The organism is Corynebacterium sp. MSK310 (assembly GCF_030227355.1).
GTDB lineage: Bacteria > Actinomycetota > Actinomycetes > Mycobacteriales > Mycobacteriaceae > Corynebacterium > Corynebacterium rhinophilum.
Genome location: NZ_JASPFZ010000052.1, coordinates 1 through 585 on the forward strand (window position 1 = coordinate 1; position 585 = coordinate 585).

At 56.4% G+C, this 585-nt stretch carries 1 protein-coding gene; it reads right to left on the reverse strand.

Going from position 1 to position 585, the window contains the following annotated elements; genetic code table 11:
* Window positions 1-113: 113 nt before the first annotated feature.
* Window positions 114-443 (reverse strand): transposase, encoded by a 330-nt coding sequence (locus QP891_RS11695; RefSeq protein ID WP_502869519.1) that lies wholly within the window; start codon window positions 441-443, stop codon window positions 114-116.
* Window positions 444-585 lie beyond the last annotated feature (142 nt).

Below are 585 nucleotides of genomic sequence, written 5' to 3' on the forward strand. Positions count from 1 at the left end.
GCAAATCGTGGACACGTAGTGGAGCTACCTAGTGGTTAGGCAGCGATTTTTCTTCGTTTCTGGTTTGGGTGATGTGGTTCTCGAAATCGACAGAGCTGACCATCCCGAGGTCTTCAGTGTCGGCGCCGACGGTTGTAGACCACTTCAATCCAGTAAGCAACGGCCTTGCGGGCGGCATCATGGGTTGGCCAGCGCTTCCGGTCGTAAAACTCGGTCTTAAGCGTCGACCAGAACGACTCAGCCATCGCGTTATCGAAACACACCCCGGTACGCCCCACCGTCTGAGCAACACCTAGGTTGCGGCACACCTCCCAGAGCTGCTCGCTGGTACATTGCGTTCCGCGGTCAGCGTGAAACACGAGACCATCAGCAACGTCACCGCGCAGCGCATGTGCTATTCGCAGTGCTCCTTTGACTAGGCGCGTATCTTGGGCGCTATTCATAGCCTAGCCCAGCACACGACGGGAGTGGCCGTCTCGGATCACGCACAAGTACAACCATCCTTCATCGGTGCGCAGGTAGATAAATATCTGACATCCGCACCCGGTTGAGCTCACCAGTATCAAACATGCGCTTGACCAGGTC

Coding starts and splice junctions, on each gene's coding strand:
- QP891_RS11695 (WP_502869519.1), bottom strand. CDS start 443: ATGAATAGCGCCCAAGATACGCGCCTAGTCAAAGGAGCACTGCGAATA.